Source organism: Methylobacterium sp. 2A, from assembly GCF_009806555.1.
Lineage (GTDB): Bacteria > Pseudomonadota > Alphaproteobacteria > Rhizobiales > Beijerinckiaceae > Methylobacterium.
Genome location: NZ_VUOK01000064.1, coordinates 62,943 through 88,761, shown reverse-complemented (window position 1 = coordinate 88,761; position 25,819 = coordinate 62,943). Strand labels below are relative to the sequence as shown.

The 25,819-nt window shown below is 69.9% G+C and carries 26 protein-coding genes; 10 read left to right on the top strand and 16 right to left on the bottom strand.

Going from position 1 to position 25,819, the window contains the following annotated elements; all coding sequences use genetic code 11:
• Positions 1-77: 77 nt before the first annotated feature.
• From FVE89_RS30025 to FVE89_RS30015, 3 genes are all read right to left on the bottom strand, one after another.
• Positions 78-1,103 carry an Hsp33 family molecular chaperone gene (locus FVE89_RS30025; RefSeq protein ID WP_161393812.1) on the bottom strand — a complete coding sequence of 342 codons (1,026 nt, stop codon included), beginning with the start codon at positions 1,101-1,103 and terminating at the stop codon, positions 78-80.
• A 231-nt stretch (positions 1,104-1,334) separates the two neighbouring features.
• A complete protein-coding gene (gene argF / locus FVE89_RS30020; protein ID WP_161393811.1) occupies positions 1,335-2,315 on the bottom strand; it encodes an ornithine carbamoyltransferase in 981 nt (326 codons plus the stop codon).
• A 171-nt stretch (positions 2,316-2,486) separates the two neighbouring features.
• Positions 2,487-3,677, bottom strand: a complete 1,191-nt coding sequence (locus FVE89_RS30015; protein WP_161393810.1) for an aspartate aminotransferase family protein — start codon at positions 3,675-3,677, stop codon at positions 2,487-2,489.
• 272 nt (positions 3,678-3,949) lie between these two features.
• Between FVE89_RS30015 and FVE89_RS30010 the strand changes: the two genes are divergently transcribed.
• The 3 genes from FVE89_RS30010 to FVE89_RS30000 are packed head-to-tail and all read left to right on the top strand — an operon-like array spanning position 3,950 to position 5,366.
• Positions 3,950-4,423, top strand: coding sequence for a RidA family protein (locus FVE89_RS30010; RefSeq protein ID WP_161393809.1), 474 nt, complete (start codon positions 3,950-3,952; stop codon positions 4,421-4,423).
• A 2-nt stretch (positions 4,424-4,425) separates the two neighbouring features.
• Positions 4,426-5,172, top strand: a complete 747-nt coding sequence (locus FVE89_RS30005; protein ID WP_161393808.1) for a glycerophosphodiester phosphodiesterase family protein — start codon at positions 4,426-4,428, stop codon at positions 5,170-5,172.
• A gap of 38 nt (positions 5,173-5,210) precedes the next feature.
• The gene (locus FVE89_RS30000; RefSeq protein WP_210254078.1) at positions 5,211-5,366 is read left to right on the top strand and encodes a hypothetical protein; all 156 of its coding nucleotides are present in this window, start codon (positions 5,211-5,213) and stop codon (positions 5,364-5,366) included.
• Between the two features lie 32 nt (positions 5,367-5,398).
• Here the strand turns inward: FVE89_RS30000 and FVE89_RS29995 are convergent, their stop codons facing one another.
• Positions 5,399-5,806, bottom strand: coding sequence for a hypothetical protein (locus FVE89_RS29995; RefSeq protein ID WP_161393806.1), 408 nt, complete (start codon positions 5,804-5,806; stop codon positions 5,399-5,401).
• Between the two features lie 131 nt (positions 5,807-5,937).
• On the opposite strand from FVE89_RS29995, the gene FVE89_RS29990 reads away from it, so the two are divergent.
• Positions 5,938-7,200 carry a GNAT family N-acetyltransferase gene (locus FVE89_RS29990; RefSeq protein WP_161393805.1) on the top strand — a complete coding sequence of 421 codons (1,263 nt, stop codon included), beginning with the start codon at positions 5,938-5,940 and terminating at the stop codon, positions 7,198-7,200.
• A 3-nt stretch (positions 7,201-7,203) separates the two neighbouring features.
• Positions 7,204-8,364 carry a M20 aminoacylase family protein gene (locus tag FVE89_RS29985; protein WP_161393804.1) on the top strand — a complete coding sequence of 387 codons (1,161 nt, stop codon included), beginning with the start codon at positions 7,204-7,206 and terminating at the stop codon, positions 8,362-8,364.
• 379 nt (positions 8,365-8,743) lie between these two features.
• Here FVE89_RS29985 and FVE89_RS29980 read toward each other — a convergent pair whose 3' ends face one another.
• The 5 genes from FVE89_RS29980 to modC form a co-directional block, all read right to left on the bottom strand.
• Positions 8,744-9,289, bottom strand: a complete 546-nt coding sequence (locus FVE89_RS29980) for a TetR/AcrR family transcriptional regulator (protein WP_161393803.1) — start codon at positions 9,287-9,289, stop codon at positions 8,744-8,746.
• Positions 9,290-9,294: 5 nt separating this feature from the next.
• Complete coding sequence (locus FVE89_RS29975; protein ID WP_342390055.1) at positions 9,295-9,765, bottom strand: nuclear transport factor 2 family protein; 471 nt, start codon at positions 9,763-9,765, stop codon at positions 9,295-9,297.
• Positions 9,766-9,822: 57 nt separating this feature from the next.
• A complete protein-coding gene (locus tag FVE89_RS29970; RefSeq protein ID WP_161393801.1) occupies positions 9,823-10,611 on the bottom strand; it encodes a helix-turn-helix transcriptional regulator in 789 nt (262 codons plus the stop codon).
• On the bottom strand, positions 10,595-11,500 hold the full coding sequence (locus tag FVE89_RS29965) for an alpha/beta hydrolase (protein ID WP_161393800.1): 906 nt from the start codon (positions 11,498-11,500) through the stop codon (positions 10,595-10,597). Before FVE89_RS29965 ends, FVE89_RS29970 begins: the two co-directional genes overlap by 17 nt.
• 463 nt (positions 11,501-11,963) lie before the next feature.
• Positions 11,964-13,067, bottom strand: a complete 1,104-nt coding sequence (gene modC, locus FVE89_RS29960; protein WP_161393799.1) for a molybdenum ABC transporter ATP-binding protein — start codon at positions 13,065-13,067, stop codon at positions 11,964-11,966.
• Between the two features lie 62 nt (positions 13,068-13,129).
• On the opposite strand from modC, the gene FVE89_RS29955 reads away from it, so the two are divergent.
• A complete protein-coding gene (locus FVE89_RS29955; protein ID WP_161393798.1) occupies positions 13,130-13,810 on the top strand; it encodes a glutathione S-transferase in 681 nt (226 codons plus the stop codon).
• 48 nt (positions 13,811-13,858) lie between these two features.
• Here FVE89_RS29955 and modB read toward each other — a convergent pair whose 3' ends face one another.
• Positions 13,859-14,551, bottom strand: a complete 693-nt coding sequence (gene modB, locus FVE89_RS29950) for a molybdate ABC transporter permease subunit (protein ID WP_161393797.1) — start codon at positions 14,549-14,551, stop codon at positions 13,859-13,861.
• Between the two features lie 16 nt (positions 14,552-14,567).
• Complete coding sequence (modA, locus tag FVE89_RS29945) at positions 14,568-15,383, bottom strand: molybdate ABC transporter substrate-binding protein (protein WP_161393796.1); 816 nt, start codon at positions 15,381-15,383, stop codon at positions 14,568-14,570.
• A gap of 917 nt (positions 15,384-16,300) precedes the next feature.
• Between modA and FVE89_RS29940 the strand changes: the two genes are divergently transcribed.
• Both FVE89_RS29940 and FVE89_RS31450 read left to right on the top strand, forming a co-directional pair.
• The gene (locus FVE89_RS29940) at positions 16,301-17,233 is read left to right on the top strand and encodes a 50S ribosomal protein L11 methyltransferase (protein WP_161393795.1); all 933 of its coding nucleotides are present in this window, start codon (positions 16,301-16,303) and stop codon (positions 17,231-17,233) included.
• A gap of 30 nt (positions 17,234-17,263) precedes the next feature.
• On the top strand, positions 17,264-17,452 hold the full coding sequence (locus FVE89_RS31450) for an Rmf/CrpP family protein (RefSeq protein WP_246731243.1): 189 nt from the start codon (positions 17,264-17,266) through the stop codon (positions 17,450-17,452).
• A gap of 22 nt (positions 17,453-17,474) precedes the next feature.
• Here the strand turns inward: FVE89_RS31450 and FVE89_RS29935 are convergent, their stop codons facing one another.
• The gene (locus FVE89_RS29935; protein WP_161393794.1) at positions 17,475-17,738 is read right to left on the bottom strand and encodes a hypothetical protein; all 264 of its coding nucleotides are present in this window, start codon (positions 17,736-17,738) and stop codon (positions 17,475-17,477) included.
• A gap of 200 nt (positions 17,739-17,938) precedes the next feature.
• Here FVE89_RS29935 and FVE89_RS29930 point away from each other — a divergent pair, with 200 nt between their 5' ends.
• The gene (locus FVE89_RS29930) at positions 17,939-19,777 is read left to right on the top strand and encodes an aminopeptidase P family protein (RefSeq protein ID WP_161393793.1); all 1,839 of its coding nucleotides are present in this window, start codon (positions 17,939-17,941) and stop codon (positions 19,775-19,777) included.
• A 122-nt stretch (positions 19,778-19,899) separates the two neighbouring features.
• A complete protein-coding gene (locus tag FVE89_RS29925) occupies positions 19,900-22,059 on the top strand; it encodes a protein-disulfide reductase DsbD domain-containing protein (RefSeq protein WP_161393792.1) in 2,160 nt (719 codons plus the stop codon).
• 352 nt (positions 22,060-22,411) lie between these two features.
• On the opposite strand, the gene phoB is transcribed toward FVE89_RS29925, so the two are convergent.
• The 4 genes from phoB to pstA all read right to left on the bottom strand — a co-directional run bounded on the left by phoB (position 22,412) and on the right by pstA (position 25,814).
• A complete protein-coding gene (gene phoB / locus FVE89_RS29920; RefSeq protein WP_161393791.1) occupies positions 22,412-23,107 on the bottom strand; it encodes a phosphate regulon transcriptional regulator PhoB in 696 nt (231 codons plus the stop codon).
• A 130-nt stretch (positions 23,108-23,237) separates the two neighbouring features.
• Positions 23,238-23,957, bottom strand: coding sequence for a phosphate signaling complex protein PhoU (phoU, locus tag FVE89_RS29915; RefSeq protein WP_161393790.1), 720 nt, complete (start codon positions 23,955-23,957; stop codon positions 23,238-23,240).
• A 115-nt stretch (positions 23,958-24,072) separates the two neighbouring features.
• Positions 24,073-24,903, bottom strand: a complete 831-nt coding sequence (gene pstB, locus FVE89_RS29910; RefSeq protein WP_161393789.1) for a phosphate ABC transporter ATP-binding protein PstB — start codon at positions 24,901-24,903, stop codon at positions 24,073-24,075.
• 23 nt (positions 24,904-24,926) lie between these two features.
• Positions 24,927-25,814: a phosphate ABC transporter permease PstA gene (gene pstA, locus FVE89_RS29905; RefSeq protein ID WP_161393788.1), complete on the bottom strand. Its 888-nt coding sequence runs from the start codon at positions 25,812-25,814 to the stop codon at positions 24,927-24,929.
• Between the last annotated feature and the right edge of the window lie 5 nt (positions 25,815-25,819).

Genomic DNA, 25,819 nt, shown 5'->3' with positions numbered 1-25,819 from the left:
TATTACTGCGTTTCGCGGGCAAAGCTTGGCCGTAAGAGTGCGGCGAAAGCCTGGGCAATCGATAGCGAGGTCGGATTCTACTGCTTCGGCTGGTCCGCGATCTCGGCTTCGACCGTCTGCGGGTCGAGTTCGTAGCGCCGGGAGCAGAACTCGCAGGTGATGACGATGCGCCCGTCATCCGCCACCATGTCGCGCCGCTCCTGCGGCGAGAACGAGCGGATCATGCCCATCACCCGCTCGCGCGAGCAGCGGCAGGTTTCCCGCACGGGCTGGCGATCGAAGACGCGCACGCCGCGCTCGTGGAACAGCCGATAGAGCAGCCGTTCGCTCGACAGGTTGGGATCGACCAGTTCGTGATCCTCGATCGTGGCGACGAGGGAGCGCGCCTCGACCCAGGCGTCGTCCTCAGGAGCCTGGCCCGAGAGATGCGCGTGCCCCTCCGGGATGTCGCCGGGCGGCAGGTCGGCGAGGCGGGCGCGGTCGATCGACTGCGGCAGGAACTGCACGAGCAGCCCACCGGCCCGCCAATGCCCGGCCCCCTCCTCCACGGCCTCGGCGACCGCGAGGCGGACCTGGGTGGGGATCTGCTCGGACTGGCGGAAATACTGGTGCGCGGCCTCCTCCAGGCTCTGGCCTTCGAGCGCCACGACGCCCTGGTAGCGGCTGGCCGTGGTCCCCTGGTCGATGGTCATGGCGAGATGCCCGGTGCCGATCAGATCGGCATCCTTGAGCGGGCCGGAGCCGAGGGCGGCGACGCGCTCGGTCTCGAAGCGCGCGGTGGCGCGCAGGCGATCGGGGGCTTCGAAATCGACCACGATCATCGCCACCGGCCCGTCGGTCTTGGTCTGGAGCTGGAACCGGCCCTCGAACTTGAGCGAGGAGCCGAGCAGCACCGTCAGCGCCGCCGCCTCGCCGAGCAGCCGCGCCACCGGATCCGGATAGCCGTGCCGGCGCAGGATCGTGTCCACGGCGGGGCCGAGCCGGACCACGCGCCCGCGCACGTCCAGCGCCTCCACGGCGAAGGGCAGCACGGCGTCGTCGCCGCCCGCATGGCCGTTGCCGGCCTGCGCGGCCTCCGAATGCGACGGGGTTCCTGAACTCATGCCCTCTCCGATCGATGCGCCGGTTCGATGTGCCATGGGCGCCGAGCGGCGTGAGGGGCGAGCCTGAACGGAGCGATCCTCACCCCGCCCGCGCCCCGTGGGAGGACGGACGCGTCGCGCCACAGCCTCGCCGGGGTGCCGCCTGTCGGCAGCCGTGATGGGGATACGGGCCGCGCACGCCGCCCGCTTCACCCCATATGGTGTGCCGAGGCCGCGCGCGCGAGCCCGGCCTCAGAGCCCGGCCGCGCGCAGGCACCAGGCCAGGATGCCCTTCTGCGCGTGCAGGCGGTTCTCGGCCTCGTCGAACACGACCGAGCGCGGGCCGTCCATCACCTCGGCGGTCACCTCCTCGCCGCGGTGGGCGGGCAGGCAATGCATGAAGATCGCGTCCGGGTTCGCGGCCGCCATCAGCTTGGCGTTGACCTGATACGGGCTCAGCAGGTTGTGCCGGTGGGCCTCGTCGTCGTCGCCCATCGAGACCCAGCAATCCGTCACCACCGCATCCGCACCGTCCACGGCCGCGAAGGCGTCCGTGGTGACGTTGAGCTTCGCGCCCTCCTGCTTGGCCCAGGCGATCAGCGCGGGCGGGGGCGCCAGCTCGGGCGGGCTCGCGACGTTGAGGGTGAAGTCGAACCGCGCGGCGGCGTGGACCCAGCTCGCCAGCACGTTGTTGGAATCCCCCGACCACGCCACGGTGCGGCCCTTGATCGGCCCACGATGCTCCTCGAAGGTCAGCACATCCGCCATGATCTGGCAGGGGTGCGAGACCTTGGTGAGCGCGTTGATCACCGGCACGGTGGCGTGCTCGGCCAGCTCCAGCATCTGCCCGTGATCGAGGATGCGGATCATGATCGCGTCGACGAAGCGGGACAGGACCTGCGCGGTGTCGCCGATGGTCTCGCCGCGGCCGAGCTGCATCTCGGAGCCCGTGAGCATCAGCGTCTCGCCGCCGAGCTCGCGCATGGCCACGTCGAACGAGACGCGGGTGCGGGTCGAGGGCCGGTCGAACACCATCGCCAGGGTCTTGCCCGTCAGCGGCCGGTCGGCGGCCCGCTCGCCCTTGCGGCGCAGCGCCTTGATGGCCGCGCTGGCATCCAGGACCCGGCGTAGCTCCGCCCCGGAGAAATCCTTGAGATCAAGGAAATGACGGGGGCCGGCACCGGTCAGGTGCGGGGCCGGGGCCTTCGCCCGGCCATTCATCTGGGCTTTCATCGCGTCACAATAACTAGAGTCTGCTCAACGATCACCTGATCATGAACCGCACTCTATCTCCTAACAGGGGCCTTTCCGTCCAACACGGCGGAATCGACCGTGTCCGGAAACGCTTCGGGCCGCCCGCCGCGGGGCGGCGGGCGGTGTTCGACGGTCTCTGGGAAGCCGCGCCTACTCGGCCGCGCCGCGCACGGCCTCGAATCCGGATGCGGCCGTGTCGAGGCGCCGGACCGCTTCGTCGATCTCGGCCTCGCCGATGGTCAGCGGCGGCAGCAGGCGGACGATGTTGTCGCCCGCCGGGATGACCAGCAGATGGGCGTCGCGCGCGGCGGCGGCGAAGTCGGTGTTCGGCACGCCGAGCTTGAGGCCGAGCATCAGCCCCTCGCCGCGGATCTCTTCGAAGACGTGCGGATGGCGATCGCGCAGGGCCGCGAGCTTCTGCTTCAGAAGCAGGCCCGAGCGGGCGACCCGATCGAGGAAGCCCTCGCCCAGCACCACATCCAGTACGGCGTTGCCCACCGCCATGGCGAGCGGGTTGCCGCCGAAGGTGGTGCCGTGCGTGCCGGCGGTCATGCCCCGGGCGGCCTCGCGCGTGGCGAGGCAGGCGCCCATCGGGAAGCCGCCGCCGATGCCCTTGGCGGCGCTCATGATGTCCGGCGTGATGCCCGACCATTCATGCGCGAACAACTTGCCGGTGCGGCCGATGCCGGTCTGGACCTCGTCCATGATCAGGAGCAGGCCGTTGGCATCGCAGATCTCGCGCAGGCGGCGGAGATCCGCGGTGGGAATCACCCGCACGCCGCCCTCGCCCTGGATCGGCTCGATCATCAGCGCCGCCGTCTCCGGCCCGATCACGGCCTCGAGCGCCGCCCAGTCGCCGGCGGGGACCTGATCGAAGCCCCCGACCTTGGGCCCGAAGCCCTCCATGTACTTCTGCTGGCCGCCGGCCGCGAGGGTCGCCAGCGTCCGCCCGTGAAAGGCGCCCGCGAAGGTGACGATCCGGAAGCGCTCGGGATGGCCGCCGGCCGCGTGATACTTGCGGGCGATCTTGATCGCCGCCTCGTTGGCCTCGGCGCCCGAATTGCAGAAGAACACCACGTCCGCGAAGGTCGCGTCGACGAAGCGCTGGCCGAGCCGCTCGCCGCCGGGGATCTCGAACAGGTTCGAGGTGTGCCAGATCCGATTCGCCTGCTCGGTCAGCGCGCCGACGAGGTGGGGATGGGCGTGGCCCAGCGCGTTGACGGCGATGCCGGCGCCGAAATCGAGGTATCGCTCCCCGCCCTCCGTCACCAGCCAAGCGCCTTCGCCGCGCTCGAAGGCGAGCGGCGCGCGGACATAGGTCGGCAGAAGGGCTGACGTCACGGGTCCCATCTCCGTTCTTCAATCGATCCCGAAGCAGGCGTTAGCCGGCTCCAAATGAAAGTGCCGCCTCAGTCAGGGGCGGCACGCGCGCGATTACTATGAAAGAGCGCGGCCCTGTCAACGATTCAATGGTCACCGCACCCGCGCGGCAGCTCTGCGCGGTGCTTCGGAACACCCGATTTCTACCCGCTGCAAGGACTGCGCCCCCTTGCGTGACGGGGGCCGGCCATGCTCCAGCATCGGGCGGTTTCGATCAGCGCGGGAGTTTTGCGATGAGCACGATCAAGGAACGCCTGAAGGCGCTCGGACTCACCCTGCCGAAGGCGGCGGCGCCGGTCGCCAACTACGTGCCCTTCGTGCGCGCGGGCAGCCTCGTCGTCATCTCCGGCCAGATCTGCTTCGGCGCCGACGGCGCCATCGCGGCCGAACACAAGGGCAAGGTCGGCGGCAGCGTCTCGGCGGAGGCCGGCAAGGAAGCGGCCCGGCTCTGCGCCCTGAACGTCCTCGCCCAGCTCGAGGCCGCGGTGGGGGATCTCGACCGCGCCGTGGTCCAGTGCATCCGCCTCGGCGGCTTCATCAACGCGGCGCCGGGCTTCTCGGCGGTGGCCGGGGTGATGAACGGCGCCTCCGACCTGATGGTCGAGCTCCTGGGCGACCGGGGCCGCCATGCGCGGTCCACGGTCGGCGTGGCGGAATTGCCCCTCGACGCGGCCGTCGAGGTCGAGGCGCTCTTCGAGGTCCGCTGACGATGGCGGCGCCGGACTGGCTGACCGCGCGGCCGATCGCCCATCGCGGGCTGCACGATCGGGCGGCGGGCCGGCCGGAGAACACGCTGGCCGCGGCCCGGGCGGCCGTGGCCGGCGGCTTCGCCATCGAATGCGACGTTCAGCTCAGTGCCGACGGCGAGGCGATGGTGTTCCACGATTCCACCCTCGGCCGCCTGACCGGGGCGAGCGAGGCGGTGGCGGAGCGATCGGCCTCCGATCTCGGGACGCTCACGGTCGGCGGGACCGCGGAGACGATCCCGACCCTGCCGGCCTTCCTGACCGCGGTGGCCGGGGCGGTGCCGGTGGTGATCGAGGTGAAGTCCCGCTACGACGGCGACTTGCGGCTGGCCACCCGCGCCGCCGAGGTGACCAAGGCCTATACGGGGCCGGTGGCGCTCAAATCCTTCGATCCGCAGGTGGTCGCGGCGCTGCGCGACCTCTGTCCGCAAATCCCGCGCGGGATCGTGGCGGAGACGACCCAGGACGATCCCGCCTACGCGGCGCTGCCGCCGAGTCTGCGGCTGGCCCTCTCCAACCTTCTGCACTTCGCCGAGACCCGGCCCGACTTCCTGTCCTGGCGCGTGGACGACCTGCCCTGCGCGCCGACCTATCTCTGCCGGCTGCTCGGGCGGATCCCGGTCATGGCCTGGACGGTCCGGACCGAGGACCAGCGCGCCCGTGCGGGCGCACATGCGGACCAGATGGTGTTCGAGGGCTTCGTGCCGTGAGGCGACCGGCCGAACGCTTCGGTTTCACGCAGGCGCGCTTGGCTGCACCGATCGGCGTGCCGGTGGCGACCTATCGGAATTGGGAGCCGCGCCGCACCGCGTTGCCGAGTGGCATCCGGGCCTTGTTCGACATCTTGGATCGCGAGCCGGAGACTGCGAAGCGGGCGCTGAACCCGCCTGCCACCGCGGCCTGAAGGCCTGTCGCGACTCGGGACCCGACGGAGCCTCAGGGCAGCTTGTGCAGACCATCGAGGAAGGCCGCGACCTCGCGGCGCGTCCACGATGCGCCGCTCGCCCAGAATTCGAGCAGCGCGACAGGGTTCAGGCGCACCCAAGCGACGACCAGCGGCGCAGCCGCTCGGGAAGCCGGCGTCCGGACAAAATCGTCCTGGACCTTCGGAGCAGCTTCGATGGAAACGATCAGGCAAGGGAGCGTCCGCCCGGCCCGGTCGGGATACCACTTCACCCGCGGCCCGTGAGAACCGAGCGCGGTCGAGACGAAGATCGTGCCGGGGACGTTGGTATCCTGCGTGTCGAGATTGCTCATCTCGCACAGCACGTCCTCGGCGAAATCGTCCGGCGGATGCTGGTCGGTGCCCGTGTGGATCGCGAGGTCTGCGGCGTGCCGGGTCATGGGAATGCAGTTCGGTCCCGGATTCCCAAGACCCGATGGTGTGACGTCTGCCCCCGTCTGACAAGGCCGCCATTCCTGCCGCGCGCATCCGCCCGCTTGCCCCCGCCCGGGCAGGGATTAGACTCGTCTCCATGAAGCAAGCACCCGGGCCGACGCCGGAAACCCCCACGCTCACCGTGCGGGCGCTGCCCGGATTGAAGGAGATCGGCTCGGCGGATTGGGATGCCTGCGCCTTCTCCCCCGAGACGCTCGCGGCCGGCGACGAGACCCACAACCCCTTCGTCTCCTATGCCTTCCTGTCGGCGCTGGAGGATTCGGGCTGCGTCTCGCGCCGGACCGGCTGGCTGCCGCTCCACGTCTCGGTCGAGCGCGACGGCGAGCGGCTCGGCGTGGTGCCCTGCTATCTGAAATCGCACAGCCAGGGCGAGTACGTCTTCGACCATGGCTGGGCCGACGCCTACGAGCGGGCCGGCGGCTCCTATTACCCGAAGCTTCAGGTGAGCATCCCGTTCACGCCGGTCACCGGCCCACGCTTCCTGATCGCGCCGGGGGCCGATCCGGACGAGGCCACGGCCGGGCTGGTCGCCGGCCTGCGGGCGCTCCGGAGCGAGACCAAGGCCTCTTCGATCCACGTCACCTTCATGCGCGAGGCCGAGTGGGACCGGGCCGGCGCCGCGGGCTTCCTCCAGCGCACCGACCAGCAGTTCCACTGGGAGAATGACGGCTACGCGACGTTCGACGACTTCCTCGCCGCCCTCGCCTCGCGGAAACGGAAGAACATCCGCAAGGAGCGCCGCGACGCGCTCTCACCCGGCATCACGGTCGAGCACCTGACCGGCGCCGACATCACCGAGGCCCACTGGGACGCGTTCTACGCCTTCTACATGGACACGGGCTCGCGGAAATGGGGCCGGCCCTACCTCAACCGCAAATTCTTCTCGCTCCTGTCCGAGCGCATGGCCGACCGCGTGCTGCTGGTGATGGCCAAGCGGTCGGGCGACTACATCGCGGGCGCGATCAATTTGATCGGCGACACGGCCCTTTACGGCCGCAACTGGGGCTGCATCGAGGACCATCCCTTCCTGCACTTCGAGGTCTGCTACTATCAGGCGATCGATTTCGCGATTCACAGGGGCCTGAAGCGGGTCGAGGCCGGCGCGCAGGGGGAGCACAAGCTCGCCCGCGGCTACCGGCCGGTTCTGATGCACTCGGCCCACGACATCGCCGACCCGGCGCTCCGCCGCGCGGTGGCCGACTACTTGCAGCGCGAGCGCGCCCACGTCGCCGAGGCGGTGGACGTCCTTGACACGCTGACGCCGTTCCGGCGCACGGAGGGCGGCGCCACTTGTGATGGCGCGGAGCCCACCCCGACCTCTACCCCCGAGAGTGCCTGAGACATGAGTCCGATCGACCACATCAAGGCCTATGCCGACGAGCTGACGGCGCTCCGCCGCGATCTCCACGCCCATCCCGAGCTCGGCTTCGAGGAGGTGCGCACGTCCGGCATCGTCGCCGAGATGCTGGAGAAGCTCGGCTGCGAGGTGCATCGCGGGATCGGCGGCACCGGCGTCGTGGGTCTGCTCAAGGGCCGCACCGACAACGGCCGCCGGATCGGCCTGCGCGCCGACATGGACGCCCTGCCGATCGAGGAGGAGACCAACCTCCCCTACCGCTCGACCTATGCGGGCAAGATGCACGCCTGCGGCCATGACGGCCACACCACGATGCTGCTCGGCGCCGCGCGCTACCTCTCGGAGACGCGCAACTTCGACGGCACGGCGGTTTTCGTGTTCCAGCCCGCCGAGGAGGGCCGCGGCGGCGCCCGGGCCATGCTGAAGGACGGTCTCTTCGAGAAATTCCCCTGCGACGAGATCTACGGCCTGCACAATCAGCCCGGCGGCGGCGCCGGCACGATCAAGCTGCGGCCGGGCCCGATCATGGCGGCGGCGGACTTCTTCGACATCCATATCCGCGGCAAGGGCATCCACGCCGCCCAGCCGCACCGGGGCACCGATCCGATCATCATCGCCACCGGGCTCGCCCAGGCACTGCAATCGATCGTCTCGCGCAACGCCGACCCGCTGAAGTCGATCGTGCTGTCGATCACCCGGATCGAGGCGGGCTCGGCCTACAACGTGATCCCGGAGACGGCGCATCTCGCCGGCACGATCCGCACCTTCGACAAGGAGATCCGGGCGCTTGCCGGCACCCGCATGCGTGAGCTGGCGGCGGGCTTCGCCACGGCTTACGGCGCCGAGGTCACGGTCGATCTGCAGGACGTGTTCTCCGTGCTGGAGAACGCCCCGGAGCAGGCCGCGGCCGCCACCGAGGTTGCGACCGAACTGCTCGGGGCCGACATGGTCGAGACGAACGTCACGCCGAAGATGGGCAGCGAGGATTTCGCCGACATGACCCTGGCGGTGCCCGGCGCCTATGTCTGGCTCGGCGCCAATCCCGGCCCCGGCCTGCACAATGCCGGCTACAACTTCGACGATTCGATCATCCCGGTCGGCAGCGCGTTCCTGGCCCGGATGGTCGAGCGCCGCACCGCCGCGTGAAACGCGGGGCCGCCGCGGCGGCCCCTTGCGAGGTTCGCGAATTGGTTCCTGCCAAACGCGACCTGCCCCCTCTCCCCGCGGGCGGGGAGAGGCCCGCACGGACCTCGTCGTCCGTGCGGGAAGCGCAGGCGTAGCCGGAGCGGCGGTGAGGGGGAGGTGCCGGAAGAGGCTCATCCGGAATCGCCCCCTCACCTCCGGCTGCCGCCTCGCTGCGCTCCCCGACGAGGGGGAGACGCGGCCCTCTCCCAGCACGCGGGGAGAGGGGATCTCCGCATCGATCGTCGGCGCGGCGGCCGTCGTGTGGATGCGCGAGCCCGAATGGAAAGGGGACCGGCACTTGATCCCGCGGCCGTGGTGCGCAGCAGCATGACGGGTGGCGTTAAGCAGCAGCCTTAACACGAAGCGCCGTCATCGCCCGCGAGAAGACCGCCGGATCGTCCAGCGCCCGGGCCAGCACGATGGCCCCCTGGACCTGGACAACGATCTCCTCCGCCAGAGCATTGCTCACCGCCGTATTCCGGCCCGATCGCTCAAGAGCACCGGCCAGGGCCGCGATCCAGCGCGCGAAGTAGCTCCGCACCGCCGCGCCGAAGCGGTCGCGCTCAGGGCCGAGTGCCACGACTCCCACGAGACAGACTCGGCGGCCGGACCGGAAATACGCCTCGACCGCGTCGAACATGGCCGATACCGCCTCCGCGGGTTGTTTCGCCTCGCGGAGCGGCGCGTAGAGGTTGGCCTCGAACCATCCGTCGATCTCGGCCAGCACCAGGGCGGCCATCTCGGCCTTCCCGCCGGGGAAGAGGTTGTACAGGCTGCCCTTGCCCAGGCCGGTCGCCCGGCTGATCAGCGCGAGGCTGGCGCCCTCGTAGCCGTGCGCGCGAAACACCTCGGCGAGCCTCTGTAGCGTCTCGGCCCGGCCGGTCACCGTGGTCAGAGGCCGAGATCGGTGAGGCCGGGGTGCTCGTCGGGCCGGCGGCCCAGCGGCCAGTGGAATTTCCGGTCGGATTCGGCGATCGCCAGATCGTTGATGCTGGCGATCCGGCGGCGCATCAGCCCGTGCGCATCGAATTCCCAGTTCTCGTTGCCATAGGAGCGGTACCACTGCCCCTCCGCATCGTGCCACTCATAGGCGAAGCGCACCGCGATCCGGTCGCCGCCGAAGGTCCAGACCTCCTTGATCAGCCGGTAATCGAGTTCCTGCGCCCATTTGCGCCGGAGGAAGGCCACGATGGCCTCGCGCCCCGTCAGGAACTCGCTGCGGTTCCGCCAGACGCTGTCCGGCGTGTAGGCGAGCGAGACGCGCTCGGGATCGCGCCCGTTCCAGGCATCCTCGGCCATGCGGGCCTTCTGGGCGGCGGTCTCGGCGGTGAAGGGAGGAAAGGGTGGGCGATCCGACACGATCCGACGCTCCGGGGTTTGTACCGATCGGTACAAATTGATCGACGTGCCGGGCGCCTGTCAAACGCTTCCTGCGGACGGTCGGGACGGTAAGCGTGCCGCCTGAAAGGCCGATGGGGGCGCACCGACGAGCCTGCGGAACATGCCCGCGAAGGCGCTGGGACTCGCGTAGCCGAGGCTCAGGGCCGCCTCGGTGACCGAGCCGCCGCCGGCCAGGATGGGCGGGGCTGCCAGGATCCGCGCCTGCTGCCGCCAGAGTGAGAAGGGCAGCCCCAAGTCCCGCTCGGCCAAGCGGGCGAGCGTCCGTTCGGAGGTGCCGGCCCGGGCGGCGAGGGCCGCCATGTCGAGCCGTCCGCCGGGGTCCGCCAGGATGGCTTCGCAGGCCCGGCGCAGCCGCGGCTCGGTTGGAAGCGCGAGCTGAAGCGGGCAGCGTCGCAGGATCGCGATCTCGTCGATCAACACGCCGAGAAGCCGGCCGTGCCGGCCGTCGGGATCGGGCGCGCCGGCGGATTCGACGGCGCGCAGGATCAGGGCGCGCAGCAGCGGGGAGACCACGAGGCTCGCGGGTTCCTCCGGCAGGCCGGGCGGCACGGCATCGCGGTCAAGGTAGAGGGTCCGCAGCGAGACCGTCCCGCGGGCGCGGAGCGCGTGGGCCACACCGGCATCCACCCAGAGCGCGCGCTGCGGTGGAACCAGCCACAGGCCTCCCGCCGCGCGGATCTCCATCACGCCGGCCGTGGCGTAGATCAGCTGCGCCTGCGCATGGCAGTGCGGACCGACGACGAAGCCATCCGGGTAGTCCCGGCGCGCGCAGACGATGTCGGGGGGCCGGTCAGGTGCGGGCTGCATCGCCGAGATGGGCCGCGAACCAGTCGCGCGCCGCCGTGCTGGTCCGTTCGAAATGCCGGACATAGGGATCGAAATGCCCGCCCGGCACCATCACGAGGTGCTTGGGCGGCAGCGCCCGCTGATATGCCTCCAGGCACAGATCGGTGGCGGTCAGCAGGTCGTCCTCGGCGACGATCATCAGGAGCGGGGTGGGGCTGATCCGGGCGATGTGGATGCCCGGCTCGTTCTCGCGCGACATCTCGGCACTGCGCAGGGTCACGGCATTGCGCCATGCGGGGGCGAACGCCTCGGTTTCTGTGAAGAAGGCGTAGCTGTCCGCCCCCGGCATGGCGCAGGGCTGCTGCGGATCGGCCGAGACCGCCGGCAGAAGGGCGGGCTCCTCGCCCCGGAACCGGGCGGCGCGGTCCGCCTCGAAGCGGCGCAGCTGAGCCGGCACGAGATCGGTCCGGGTGCGGCGCTGCGCCGAGGCCGAACCGCTGATCTGCGGGACCTGTGCGACGACGCAGCGGACCCGCCGGTCGATGGCCGCGACCTCGATCACGTGGCCGCCGCTGTAGCTGGTGCCCCAGATCCCGATCCGGGCCGGGTCGATCCACGCCACGGTCTGCGCGAAGCTGATCGCGTCCCGGTAGCCCCGCTTCTGGAGCACCGGATCGATCTCCTGCCGGGGCAACCCGTCGCTGGCGCCGAGATTGGCGTGATCGTAGACCAGCACGCCGAAGCCCGCGGCCTGGAAGATTTCGGCGTAGCGGTCGAGATACTGCTCCTTCACGGCCGAGAAGCCGTGCGCCATCACGATCGCCGGGGCCGTGCTGGCGGTTCCCTCAGGGCGGTACAGCCAGCCGCGCAGGGTGCGGCCCTCCGAGACAAAGGCGATATCGGTCCGCATCGGTCGCTCCGTGATGATCCGGAGGCATTCTGTACGCCGATCCGCCGTCGCGCGCGCCGGGTTCGGCCAAAGGCGGCGTCAGATCCGCCACGCTGTCGGCTGCGCGGCCCTGATGCACGTCGACAGGCGGCGGCATCGGTGCGAGTCTCGCGGGATCGCGAGCCACGCGGCAGTCAGATCGGGCAGGCCCATGTCGCCGGAAGTACGGGAATCGCGCGCCGCGCTCATTCTGCTGGCCGTGGCTGTCTGCGCCGTTCTGCTCTTCGGCGCGTTCACGCTGCTGACGCAGATCGGGTAGACCGTCCCGCCCGCTCGGTCTCGCGGGCGCGTCTCCGGACGTGCGCGCCTCGCCGCGAATGCTGGTCACGGGCTTTCGAACACGCGGTGAGGCCGGACTGCGCGCCTGAGCCTCGTGCCGGCTCCGGCTTCCGGCAGAGTGGTCGCGCCTCGGCCCCATGACGGCTCAGATCGCCATAGCGGTAGGCAACTGACCGATCCCGGCCGGGTCGAAGGCGACGCTCTTGACGATGGCGTGAACGGATTGGCCGATCGTGAGCCCGAGGTCATGCACCGCGGCCAAGGTCACGCGCGCCACGAGATGCGCGCCGTTGCAATCGATCTCCACGGCCATCTCGGTGCCCGACGGGGCCAGTCCGCAGATCCGGCCGGAGAGCACGTTGCGCGCGCTCAGGCCCTGCGGGCGCATGGTTGCCACCAGCACGTCGCGGGCGGGGATCCGCACGCGCAGACGCGTTCCAACCGGGCGCGCCAGCCCCGGCACCAGCAGGCGCCCCGCGGCGCCGGTGAGGTGCGTCAGGCCGCTTTCCGGATCGATTGCCTCTACGACCATGTCCAGCAACGCGCCGGCCTCGGCGTCGTGGACCGGCGCGAGATCGGCCCGGCGCAGGATCGCCTCGGCGGGACCCGCGGCGGCCACCCGCCCGGTCTCCAGCACGATCACCGTGGTGGCCAGCCGCGCGACCTCCGCGACCGCGTGGCTGACATAGACGATCGGCACGCCGGCCTCATCGCGCAGGCGCTCGATGTAAGGAAGGATCTCGGCCTTGCGGGCCTCGTCCAGTGCCGAAAGGGGCTCGTCCATCAGCAGGAGGCGCGGCCGTGCCAGGAGTGCGCGCCCGATGGCGATCCGCTGGCGCTCGCCCCCGGAGAGACCGCTGGGTCGGCGATCGAGCAGGTGGCCGATGCCGAGCATCTCGACCACCGCATCGACCTGCGCGGGATCGGAGCGCTGCCGGGCGAAGACGCGGCCATAGCCGAGGTTGGTCCGTACGCTGAGATGCGGGAACAGCCGCGCGTCCTGGAACACCACGCCGATCCGCCGCCGGTGGGGCGGGAGGAAGAGGCCGGCTTCGGTATCGACCAGCGCGACGCCATCGACCACGATCCGGCCCCGGTCCGGCCGGGCAAGCCCGGCGATCAGGTCGATCAGCGTCGTCTTGCCCGAGCCCGAGCGCCCGAACAGGGCGGTAAGCCCGGGCCCGGCCTCGAAGGCTGCCTCGAGGGTGAAGGCGCTGCGACGGAGGGTGACGTCGAGTTGGATGCTCACGCGGGGTGACTCGGATACCAGAGGGTGCGGCGCGTTCCTGCGCCGGAGGGGGCGCAGCCGCGATGATCACGGTCCACCATCTTGAGAACAGCCGCTCGCAGCGCGTGCTCTGGCTGCTGGAGGAGCTCGGGCTGGCCTACACGGTCAGGCGCTACGAACGCGATCCCCGGACGATGCGGGCGCCTCCCGACCTCGTCGCCGTCCATCCGCTCGGCAAGTCGCCCGTGATCACCGACGACGGGATCGTGGTCGCGGAGACCGGCGCGATCGTCACCTATCTGACCGGCAAGGCCGGCGGCGCCCTGGTACCGGCGCCGGGGACGGAGGCTCACGCGCGCTACATCTATTGGTTGCACTACGCCGAGGGATCGGCGATGCCGCCGCTCCTGCTCAAGCTCGTCTTCTCCCGCCTGGCGCCGGGCAGTCCGTGGCTCGTGCGTCCCCTGGTCCGCCGGATTGCCGATACCGTGCTGCGGGGCTTCGTCGATCCGGATCTGCGTCGGCATGCGGCCTTCTGGGAGACGGAACTGGCCGACAGGCCCTATCTCTGCGGCGCGGATTTCACCGCCGCCGACATCATGATGAGCTTCCCGCTGGAGGCCTTCGCCGTGCGCGGCACCGGCACGGGGCCGCGGGTCCGCGCATGGCTCGAGCGGATTCACGCGCGCCCCGCCTATCGGCGCGCGTTGGATGTCGGGGGGCCCTACGCGTATGCCGGAACCGGCCGGTCGCCGACCGCGTGAGACCCGTCGGGTCGCTGACCGGGGATGGGACGGGACCGGGATGATCATTCACCCCGCGCCGAGCCTTCGCCCGAGCCGGTTGGCCAGGAACTCGGAGGCGAGCAGCGCCGTCACCGAGATCGCGATCGAAACCAGGGTGAGGCGCAGGGCTGGTGCCTCTCCACCGGGAACTTGAGTCAGCGTGTAGATCGCCGAGGGTAGTGTCTGGGTCTCGCCCGGGATGTTCGACACGAAGGTGATGGTGGCACCGAACTCGCCCATCGCCTTCGCGAAGGCCAGCACGGCGCCCGCGATGCAGCCCGGCAGGCTCAGGGGCAGCGTGACGGTGAGGAACACCGCCAGCGGGCTCGCGCCCAGCGTCCCGGCCGCCTGCTCCAGCCGGCGATCCACCGCCTCGATCGACAGGCGCATGGCGCGCACCATCAGGGGAAAGCCCATCACCGCGCAGGCGAGCGCCGCCCCGGTCCAGCGGAAGGCCAGGACGATTCCCGCCTCGGCCAGCAGGCTCCCGAGCGGGCCCCGCCGGCCGAGGGCCAGGAGCAGCAGATAGCCGGTCACCACAGGCGGCAGGATCAGCGGCAGGTGGACCAACCCGTCGAGGAGCGCGCGTCCGGGAAACCGGCGCCGGGCCAGGATCCACGCGGTCGCGAGGCCGGGGCCGAAGCTGGCGAGCGTCGCGACCGTAGCCACCTTGAGGCTTAAGGCGACGGCGGTCCATTCCGCCGGAGTAAGGTCCAGCATCGCCGTGGTCGAGCCGCTAACGGCCGGCGGCGGGCGCGTCGATCACCGTGAAGCCCTGGCGCGCGAAGGCGTCCCGCGCCGCCGGGCCGCGCAGGTAGCCGAGCAGGTCAGCGGTATCCGCATTGCCCGACTCCTTGGTGACCGCTGCCGGATAGATGATCGGCGGGTGGCTGTCGGCCGGAAATGTCGCCAGCACGTGGACGCTCGGATCGGCCGCCGCGTCGGTGGCGTAGACGATGCCGAGCGGCGCCTCGCCACGAGCGACGAGCAGCAGGGCCGCGCGCACATTGTCGGCCTGGGCCACCTGGCCTTTCACGGCCTCCCAGGCGCCGAGCTTCTCGAGGGCGGCCTTGCCGTATTTGCCGGCCGGAACGGCATCGATCGTCGCCATGGCGAGCTTGCCGCCGCCGAGCATCTTCGTCAGCGTCGTGCCGAGATCCGGCGCCAGGGCGATCTGCGGATCGGATCCCGGGCTCTTCGGCCCCGGTGCGATCAGAACGAGCGCGTTGCGCAGCAGATCGATTCGCGAGCCCGGCTTCACCAGGCCAGCCCGTTCGACATCATCCATCCAGGCCTGATCCGCCGAGATGAACAGGTCGGCGGGCGCACCGGCCTCGATCTGCTTGGCGAGCGTGTTCGAGCCCGCATAGGAGATCCGCGCGGTCTTGCCCGTCGCCTTCGTCCAGGCCGCCGTCGCGTCGTCCAGGGCGTTCTTGAGGCTGGCTGCGGCGAACACCACCACGGCATCCCCCGCCCGCGCTGGTCGGGCCAGGGGACAGAGCGCGAGCGCGCTGCAGGCGAGTATGACCAAGCTGCGTCGGGTCAGGCGCATGGCAGAAGAAGTCCTCCGTCGCCGTCCGTTACGTCCGGCTGGGTATGACGGGGAGCATAAGGTGCCTCCGACCTCCGGCCAAGGTTCGCCGCGCCGTGGCGCGCGACCGCTTGGGCTGCGTCAAGTGCGCGTCGGGTCGCGGGGCGTCTTCGGCGCGTTTTCCGCGCGATGCAGGCGGCTGAGGAGGACGAGGAGATGCCCCGGGAGCGGCCCGTCAGGGGTCGGACCGCCGAAGAGCCGCTCACGCGGCCGTGCGGGGGCCGATGTCTCGTTGACGACCACCGGCCCTCGGGGACCGGAACGCCTGGACTTGGTCACGCGGTACGCACCCTGCTTAATCACGAATCACGTCGAAAGCCGGCCAAGAACGCCGCTCCGCGCAGTGGGTTCCAGCCACTCTGCCGGAGCCTGTGGTTAACCTCCGCGCACGATGCCGTGTTCTTGAGCGGGCGCGCCCCAGAATCGCAATGCGGCGACATCACCATGTCTGGATGTCGCGCCGCTCCCGAGACCCGGCCTCCGGGAGCTCGGTCATGCTGCCCGCCACCAGAAGTCCCCACAGCCATGCCGCGCACGACGTGGCACATGCGAGTGCGACACTGATGAAGAGGGGGGCCGTCATCGAATGGGTGTGCCTGTCAAAACTGGCGCACCGACCGACTCACGAAGGCGTGGCGCGCCCGATTTGAGGGTTTCAGCTTGGGTCATCCGAGACTGTCTAAACACGTAGATTGATCCGAAGAAGCAACTTGCGATAATTGTAAAATAAGTATTTGCGCTTGTGTCTCCCGGGCAACAAGCGATGCTGCGCCCCTGGGTGATGGCGCGTCGGCTCGCGTCGCGAGGTCAGTTTTTTCCGCCTTCGCATCCCGATGCCCCCTGTGATGTCGCGCGCGTGGGCGTTACAGCCCGGTTCCATGCTGGAAGGTCTGCCGCCCCATCGCCCGTCTCACGTTCTGCGCCTTCTGACCGACGAACGCTCGGCGCGGGCCATGACCGATCTGCTGGGCGAGATGTTCGATCCGACCGAGACCGCCGTTGCGGCCTTCGAGGACGCGGACGGACGCACGTGGCGGCTCGAGGCCTATTTCGCGGATGCGCCCGACGAGGATTACGTCCGTGCGCTGATACGGCCCGTGATCGGCGACGCGGCCGATACGGCCGAGTTCCGGACGATCGCCCAGCAGGATTGGGTCCGCGCTTCGCTGGAGGGGCTGAAGCCCGTCCGCGCCGGGCGCTTCCTGGTGCATGGCTCGCACGACCGGGACGCGGTGCGGGCCAACGATCTGCCGATCGAGATCGAGGCGGCGCTCGCCTTCGGCACGGGCCACCATGGGACGACGCTGGGCTGTCTGCGGGCGCTGGTTCAGGTGCTCAAGCGACGGCGTCCGACCCATGTCCTGGATGTCGGAACGGGCACCGGGATCCTGGCCTTCGCCACCGCCAAGGCGTTGCGCCGGCCGGTGGTGGCCGGCGACCTCGACGCGGAGGCGGTGCGCACGGCCAAAGAGAATGCCCGGGCCAACGGCCTCGGCCCCTATCTGAAACTCTATCACGGCCCCGGGGTGCGCCACGGCCGCGCGGCCCGGACGCGGCATTTCGATCTGGTCTTCGCCAACATCCTGGCGCGGCCGCTGCGGCTTCTCGCGCCCTCGCTGTCGCGGGTGGTCGCGCCCGGCGGCGTGCTGGTTCTATCGGGCCTGATCGAGCGCGACGTTCCGGGCGTACTTTCCGCCTATCGCCACCAGGGCTTCGCCCTCGTGCGCCGCGGTTTGATCGAAGGCTGGGTCGCTCTCGTGCTGATGCGTGGCGGCGCGGCCGAACGACCGTTGCGACGATCTCTGCGCTGAACTGCGTGCGCGCGGCCGGGTTGTCCATGCATGAGCCAGACGCCGCTCCACGCTGTGCCGTCAGACCCGATTGCGGAGGGCGCCCGCGCCCGGGCCCAGGGCCGTCCCAAGGACGCATGCCCGTATCCAGCGGATTCCGCGGACCGAATCGCTTGGCTGGAAGGCTACGACGGCGTGCCGGCCGCGCCCGCCCATGACCCGTCGCTCGCAGCCGGCTGATCTCCGATTGGCGCTGCAGCGCTCAGCGAGCTGCGCGTAACGTCCTTGGCGGGCTCAATCGATCGGGCGCGATTTCGGTCTGATCCGGCGCCACGGGTGCTTCTGCCTGCGCCACCGGTGCGCCCAAGGCCGCCATGAGAACGCGCAGCCCCTCGATCCACTCTTCGAGCTCCGCGAGGGATGCAAAACCATCGCGTCGCACGACAGTATCGGGTTCGACCGTCACGACGGCGTCGAAGCAGCCATCCGGTCTGTCGTTGATCCGGTAGAAAACACGGCGTGCCATCGGCCCGAGATAGGCCAAAATCGACGACGTGATAAGATTGCTCGCGATTTTTTAAGGGTAAAAGGGTCATGATCTAGCGCGATTGCGGGGTGGCCTCTGTGGCTTGTCCGGCGGATTGACCCCAGCTGTCAGCCGCTCACCGGCGCGCCCCACGAACGGACCGGTTGCCACCCCGACGGCGGCCGCTCTACCCTCCCGCCATGATCGAGCCGCCTCCGTCCCGACCGCGCCAGCGCTTTCAGACCTTCGACGATCCGGGCCATCGCAAGGGACCCGAGCGGATCGAGGCCCTGCGGGCGGCCCTGCGCGAGACGAATGTCGACGGTTTCGTCGTGCCGCGGGCCGACGAGCACCAGTCTGAATACGTGCCTGCCGACGCGGAGCGGCTCGCTTGGCTCACGGGCTTCACCGGTTCGGCCGGGACGGCGGTGATCCTGGCCGATTCGGCCGCCCTGGTGGTGGATGGCCGCTACACCCTTCAGGCTCCGGAGCAGGTCGATACCGGCATTCTCACGGTCGTGCCGCTCGCCGAATCGACGCCGGAGGCCTGGATCGGCGTCAATCTCAAGCGCGATCAGGTGCTCGGCTACGACCCTTGGCTGCATACACCGGATGGGCTCGCGCGTTTGGAAAGGGCGGCGGCGAAGGCGGGCGGCACGCTGCGCGCCGTGCCGAACCTCGTAGACGCGGTCTGGGCCGGCCGGCCGAAGCCGCCCCGCGGCCGGGTCCATCGCCATTCTGATGCAGTGGCGGGGGAGACGGTCGCGGACAAGCTCGCCCGGGTGCGGGACAGCTTGGCGGAGGCCGGCTGCGACGCCCTGGTGATCTCCGACCCTCACAACCTCGCTTGGGCGTTCAACCTGCGGGGCGCCGATGTCGGGCATACCCCGCTCGCCCTTGGATACGCCCTCCTGCCGCGCGAGGGGCTGGCGCGCCTCTTCCTGGTCTCGCCGGCAATCGATGCGGACCTGCGCGCCGCCCTCGCGCCCGTCGCCGAGACTCTGCCCCGGGCAGAGCTGGAGGATGGGCTGGCCTCGCTCGGCGGCGCCCGGGTCCGGCTCGATGCGGCGACGGGCGCCGTCGCCCTGAAGGAGCGGATCGAGGCGGCCGGCGGCACCGTCGATGTCGGCAAGGATCCGATCACCGGGATGAAGGCGGTCAAGAATGCCGCCGAGATCGCTGGCGCGCGCGCCGCCCACCGCCGCGACGGGGCGAGCGTCGTGCGCTTCCTGGCATGGCTGGACGCGGCGGCCGCGGAGGGTGGCCTCACCGAAATCGCCGCGGTCGAGGCCTTGGAGGATTTTCGCGCCGCGGGTGGCGACCTGCGCGACGTGTCCTTCCCGACGATTTCGGGGTCCGGCCCGCACGGGGCGATCGTCCATTACCGGGTGACCCGGGCCAGCGATCGGACGGTGCGACCGGGTGAGTTGTTCCTGATCGATTCCGGCGCGCAATACCCGGACGGCACAACCGACATCACCCGCACCGTCGCGGTGGGCGAGCCGAGCGCGGCGATGCGCGACCGGTTCACCCGGGTGCTCAAGGGCCACATCGCCATCGCCCGGGCCGTGTTTCCGAAGGGAACGACCGGCGCTCAGATCGACGCCTTCGCCCGGGCGCCGCTCTGGCAGGCGGGGCTCGATTTCGATCACGGCACCGGTCACGGCGTCGGCGCCTTCCTGTCGGTGCATGAGGGGCCGCAGCGGATCGCCAAGACCGGCACGGTGGCGCTGGAGCCCGGCATGATCCTGTCGAACGAGCCGGGCTATTACGCGGCCGGCGCCTACGGCATCCGGATCGAGAATCTCGTTCTGGTCGAGCACCGCGCCATTCCGGAGGGCGAGCGCCCGATGCTCGGCTTCGAGACGCTGACGCTCGCCCCCTACGATCGGCGGCTGATCTGCGCGGATCTGCTCGAACCGGGCGAGCGGGCCTGGATCGACGCCTATCATGCCCGGGTCCGGGAGCTTCTGTCGCCGGACTTGGATGCCGAGGTGCGGGACTGGCTGACGCGCGCCACGGCGCCGCTGGCGGGTTGAGGCCGCGGCGCGCGACCGGCGAAGCCCATCGTGGTAAGCGCATCGTCACGCAAAAAAAGCCCGCGCCGCGCACGAGAAAGCCGTGCCTGAAACCGCAGCCGCCCGGCGCGCGAAGGGACAGCATGATCCGCCGCCTCGTCTTCCCGCTCCTGTTCCTCACCGCGAGCCTGTCGGCGGCCCTGGCGCAGGGCCTGCGCACGCCGCCAGACCTCGTGCGCTCGAGCCTCGTGGCCGAGCCCGCCGCCGTGGCGGGGGCGCAGCCCTTCACCCTGGCCGTGCGGATGCAGGTGAAGCCCGGCTGGCACGTCTACTGGCGCAACCCGGGGGATTCGGGCCTGCCGCCCGAGGTGACCTGGACCCTGCCGGCCGGATTCAATGCCGGCGCGATCCGGTGGCCTGCGCCGGAGCGCCTCCCGATCGCGACGCTCATGAACTACGGCTACGAGGGGGAGGTCACCCTCCTCGTCCCCGTGACGCCGCCGCCGAGCCTCGATCCGGCCAGCCCGGTAGAGATCCAGGCCAAGCTGACCTACCTCGTCTGCGAGACCGAGTGCGTGCCGGGCTCCGCCGATCTCGCCCTCACCCTGCCGGTGGGTGAGCCGCGCCCCGATCCCGACAACGCGCCTCTGTTCGCCCGCGCCCGGACCGCCCTGCCGGCTCCCGCGCTGTGGCCGCTGAAGCTGTCGAGCCAGGGCGATACCCTAAAGCTCGATTTCGCGGCGACCGGCCTCAAACCCGACACCATCCGGAACGCCGCCTACTTCCCCTATGCCGAGACCGCGATCGACAACGCCGCCGCCCAGGTGATGTCCGTCGATGGGGCCGGCCTGCATCTGACCCTCGCCCGGAGCAGCCCGACCGAAGCGGCCCCCGCAACCCTTCCCGGCGTGCTGACCCTCGACGAGGTGACCGAGTCGGGCACCCGCCGCCTCGCCTTCGCGTATGGCGACGAGCCTGTGCTTCCCGCCGCGACCGCGCCGCCGCCGGCGCCCGTCGAGGCGGCAACGACACGGAATGCCGCGTCGGATCTCGACGCGCTGACGCTCGTCACCGCGGCCGCCTTCGCTGTCCTCGGCGGCCTGATCCTCAATCTGATGCCCTGCGTCTTCCCGGTGCTCTCGATCAAGGTGCTGAGTCTCGTGCGGCATGCCGGCGAGGGGCCGGCCCGCCTGCGCCTGCACGGCCTGACCTATACGGCCGGGGTTCTGACGAGCTTCCTGGGATTGGCTGCGGCACTCATCGCCCTGAAAGGCGGCGGCGCGGCGATCGGCTGGGGGTTTCAGCTGCAATCGCCCCTGGTCGTGGCGGGGCTCGCTTATCTGCTGTTCGCGATGGGCCTGAGCCTGTCCGGCGTGGTCGAGGTCGGGGGACGGCTCGCGGGCGTCGGCGACAGCCTCGCCCGGCGGGGGGGATTGGCCGGATCGTTCTTCACCGGCGTGCTGGCTACGCTGGTGGCGACGCCCTGCACGGCGCCGTTCATGGGCTCGGCGGTCGGGTTCGCTTTGACTCAGAGCGCCGGGGTGGCGCTCGCGGTCTTCGCGAGCCTCGGACTCGGCCTCGCCCTGCCCTTCCTGGCCCTGACACTCTGGCCCCGAGCCCTGCGGGTGCTGCCGCGGCCAGGCCCCTGGATGGAAACACTCAAGCAGGTGCTCGCCTTTCCGGTCTACGCCACGGTGGCTTGGCTGGTCTGGGTTCTGGCGCAGCAGGTCGATCCGCGAGGCCTGCTGGCGGTGCTGATCGGCCTCGTGCTGGTGGGCTTCGCCGCCTGGGCTTGGGAGCGCGGGCGCAGCACTGCATCCGGCGTGGCGCGGATTGCGCAGGTCTGTGCCGCGCTGGCGCTGATTGCCGTCGCGGCTCTCACGCTCACGCTCCCGCAGGATCGCGTTGCGCCCTCCGCGCAGGCCGCTGTCGGCGATGTCGAACCGTTCACGCAGGCGCGCCTCGACGCGCTGGTGAGCGGACACAAACCCGCCTTCGTCAACCTGACCGCCGCGTGGTGCATCACCTGCGCGGTGAACGAGACGACATCCCTCTCCACCAAGGCCGTGCGCGCCGCGATGGCCGAGCGCGGCGTGACGTACCTGAAGGGCGACTGGACCAACCAGAATCCCGAGATCACCCGCCTTCTGGAGAAGCACGGACGGAGCGGCGTGCCGCTCTACCTGCTCTATGCCGGTTCGGGGGAACCCCAGGTTCTGCCGCAGATCCTCACCGAGGGGACGGTGCTCCACGCGCTCGCTTCGGTGACGGCTGCCGACCGGAGCGCCGCGCTGACGCGCTGATCCGGGTTTCCGAAGGGCTCTTCAGTCCTTCGACGGAGCCTCGACCAGGGCTCTGCCCTGGACCCGCAAAAGGTCTCGACCCAGCCCTTTTAAGGTGTTTTCGGCCCTGTGGGACACGGACAGGACGCGCTCTCCTCCCCCTTGCGGGGAGGAGTTGGAGGTGGGGGTGGCTCAGGATTGAGCGCTGCGGTGCCGTCTGCGCCACCCCCACCCCTGGCCCCTCCCCGCAAGGGGGAGGGGAAATACGCCGGCTCCATCAATTGGTTACAAGGGCCATGGGTGTGATCCCTGCACCTAGCCCAAACACCTTAAAGGGCTGGGTCTCGACCTTTTGGAACCCGGACTTCGCGCCTCAAGCTTCGAGCGAGAACGTCTCGTCGAAAGCGTAGCCGGAGCCACGGACGGTGCGGATCGGATCGGGCTGGCGCGGCCCGTTCAGCGCCTTGCGCAGCCGACCGACATGCACGTCGACGGTGCGCTCGTCGATGTAGACGTCGTGGCCCCACACGCCGTCGAGGAGTTGTTCGCGCGAGAAAACCCGGCCGGGGGCGAGCATCAGGAATTCGAGCAGCCGGAACTCGGTCGGACCGAGATGCAGCTCCTCCCCGGCGCGGCGCACCCGATGGCCGGTGCGGTCGAGCTCGAGGTCGCCCGCGGCCAGACGGTCCGAGACATGGGCGGGCTTGGCCCGGCGCAGCAATGCGCGGATCCGGGCCAGCAGTTCCGGAACCGAGAACGGCTTGACGATGTAGTCGTCCGCCCCCGTGCCAAGGCCGCGGACCCGGTCGCCCTCCTCGCCCCGGGCGGTGAGCATGATCACCGGCAGCCGCTCCGTCTCGCGCCGAGCCCGAATGCGGCGGCAGAGCTCGATTCCGGACAGGCCCGGCAGCATCCAGTCGAGCAGGACCAGATCGGGCATCCGCTCGGCCAGGAGCAATTCCGCATCGTCGCCTCGGGCCGCCGAATCCACCAGGAAGCCCTCGGCCTCCAGATTGTAGCGCAGCAGCGTGGTCAGCGCCTCCTCGTCCTCGACGATCAGGACTTGCATGCTCACGTTCGATGACCCGTTCTCGCGGCAGACCCACCGATGGTGCCGGAGGCCTAGTTCTATCTCAAGATGTACGCTGGGCGCTTCGCACCGGGATCCGGGACTCGGCGCCGCCTTCCGGGACGATGCTCTAGGGAGCCTGTCCCCCATCCACCGTCGCATAATTCGATGCATCGTTCTTGGGTCGGTCGCCCGCGAGCGTCTCGCCCGTCTCGAGATAATGGATCGTCTCGGCGATGTTGGTCGTGTGGTCGCCAATGCGCTCGACGTTCTTGGCGCAGAACAGAAGATGCGTGCAGAACGAGATGTTACGCGGATCCTCCATCATGTAGGTCAGGAGTTCGCGGAACAGGGAATTGTACAGTGCGTCGATCTCGCCGTCGCGCTCCCACACGTCGTGGGCGGCCTGGATGTCGCGACTCGCGTAGGCGTCGAGCACGTCCTTGAGCTGGCCCTCAGCGAGGTCGCTCATGTGACGCACGCCCAGCACGATCTTCTGGGCCGGGGCCTGGTCGGAGATCGCGACCACGCGTTTGGCCACGTTCTTGGCGAGATCGCCGATCCGCTCCAGATCGCCCGAGACGCGGATCGCCGAAATGGTCTCGCGCAGATCGATCGCCAGGGGCTGGCGCCGGGCGATCAGCAGGACGGAGCGCTCCTCGATGTCCCGCTGGAGGGCGTCGAGGCGCTTGTCGGCGAGAATCACCGACTGGGCGAGTCCATCGTCGCGGCGCACCAGGGCGTCGGTCGCCTCCGCGGTCATCTTCTCCGCAACGCCGCCCATCTCCGAGATCGAGCGGCGGAGATTTTCGAGATCGGTGTCGTAGGAGGTAACGATATGGCCGGGCATGGGGTGGATCCTTCGATGGGGGCCGTGACGTGCGATCCCACGCGGTTGCGGCGATCCCGCCCGGCCGCCGCGCCATCCGGGTCGCGACGGCGCGTAAGCCGGTCTTTGAAACAGCTTAGCCGAAGCGGCCGGTGATATAATCCTGCGTCCGCCGCTCCGTCGGATTCATGAACATCCTTTCGGTCTGCGAGAATTCGATCAGCTCGCCGAGATACATGAAGGCGGTGAACTGCGAGATGCGGGCCGCCTGTTGCATGTTGTGCGTGACGATCGCGATGGTGAACTCGTCGCGCAGCTGCTCGATCAGCTCCTCGATGCGGCCCGTCGAGATCGGGTCCAGCGCCGAGGTCGGCTCGTCGAACAGGATCACATCCGGGCGCTGCGCCACGGTGCGGGCGATGCACAGGCGCTGCTGCTGGCCGCCCGACAGGCCCATGCCGGATTGCTTGAGCTTGTCCTTCACCTCGTCCCAGAGGGCCGCCTTGCGCAGCGACGACTCGACCCGGTCGTCCAGCTCCGACTTCGGCAGCTTCTCGTAGAGCCGGATGCCGAAGGCGACGTTGTCGTAGATCGACATCGGGAAGGGTGTCGGCTTCTGGAACACCATGCCGACCCGGGCGCGGAGATCGTTGAGATCGATCTTCGGGTCGAGGATGTTGACGCCGTCCAGCAGGATCTGACCCTCGGCGCGCTGCTCGGGATAGAGGCTGTAGATCCGGTTGAAGGTGCGCAGCAGCGTCGACTTCCCGCAGCCCGACGGTCCGATCAGGGCGGTCACCTGCCGATCATGGAAGTTGAGGTTGATGTTCTTCAGACCGTGAAACTGGCCATAGTAGAAATTCAGCTCCTTCACGGCGATCCGCACCGGCGCCTTGGTGTCGGCGCTGGCTTTGACGGCGGGGTGGATCAAGGGCTCGGCGGCGACGGTCGCTGCGGCATTGCTCATCGGGCTAATCCTTCGGGCGCGCTTCAGCGGGCCCGCTGCGGCTTGATCACCACGCGGGCGACAACCGAGAGGGCGAGGATGGTCACGGTGATCAGGAGTGCTCCGGCCCAGGCCAGCTGCTGCCAGTTGGGATAGGGCGAGAGCGCGAACTGGTAGATCATCACCGGTAGGTTCGGAATGCCGCCCATGAGGTCGGCGTTGAACCAGCTGTTGTTGTTGAGGGCGGTGAACAGGAGCGGCGCGGTCTCGCCGGCGATCCGGGCCAGCGCCAGGATGATGCCGGTGACGATACCGGCCGAGGCCGCGCGCCAGCTCACCTTCATGATCACGACGGAAGGCGGAGCGCCGAGGGCCGCACCGGCCTCGCGCAGGGTGCCCGGCACGAGGCTCAGCATATCCTCAGTGGTCCGCACGATCACCGGCGTGGCGATGATGGCGAGCGCGACACCGCCGGCCCAGCCCGAGTAGCTGCCCATCGGCCGCACCATCAGCGTGTAGACGAACAGGCCGATCAGGATCGACGGCGCCGAGAGGAGGATGTCGTTGAGGAAGCGGATCACGACGGCGAGCTTCGAGGTCCGGCCGTACTCCGCCAGGAAGGTCCCGGCCATCACGCCGACCGGCGTCGCGATCACGATGCCGATCAGGGTCAGGATCAGGCTGCCCAGGACCGCGTTGGCGATGCCGCCGCCCTCGCTGCCCGGCCCCGGGGTCGGTTGCGTCAGCAGGGTCGGGGTGAAGCCGCGCACACCCTCGACGATCAGCATCAGCAGGATCGAGCCGAGCACGATGACGCCGATCAGCGTGGCGAAGGCGCAGAAGCCGCGCAGTACGGCGTCCGCCCGGCGGCGGCCGGGGCGGACCCGGCTCCGCGCGAGCGGCAGCGCGGCGAGTGTGTTGGTCGCGTCCATGGGGC